Annotated in this window: 1 protein-coding gene; it reads left to right on the plus strand. The window is 49.3% G+C overall.

Features of this window, described 5'->3' with window-relative positions:
• Positions 1-134: 134 nt before the first annotated feature.
• The coding region (locus IV512_RS19760; protein WP_209406491.1) for a manganese catalase family protein at positions 135-450 on the plus strand (316 nt) is incomplete at its 3' end.

Below are 450 nucleotides of genomic sequence, written 5' to 3' on the forward strand. Positions count from 1 at the left end.
TTCCTCATTTTTTCTGCGCACGCAGCAAATGATTTGGGTTATGCCCTCTTAGCGCTCCGGCGCGGCATGAGACAAACGTTCCCTGTCATAAAGATAATAAGAACTATTAATCTGATAAGGGGATGATGTCCGCCATGTTCAAGCGCATCAATCGATTGCCCATTGCATTGCCTGTTCCCAAACATCCGGACGCCAACGCCGCGGCGGCTGTGCAGGAACTATTAGGCGGCCGTTTCGGGGAGATGTCTACGTTGAATAATTATTTGGTCCAATCTTCGAATTTTCGCAGCAAAAAAAAGCTGAAGCCCTTTTATGAACTTGTGGCCAGCATTACGGCGGAGGAGGTTGGCCATGTGGAATTGGTGATGAATTCCATTAATTTATGCCTGTCCGGTTCCACATTTCCGGCAGATCCGGATGCGGCTCCTCTGCGCAACGGGCTTGACAAAC

The sequence above is a fragment of the Pseudozobellia sp. WGM2 genome (assembly GCF_017810075.1).
Lineage (GTDB): Bacteria > Bacteroidota > Bacteroidia > Flavobacteriales > Flavobacteriaceae > JADNYK01.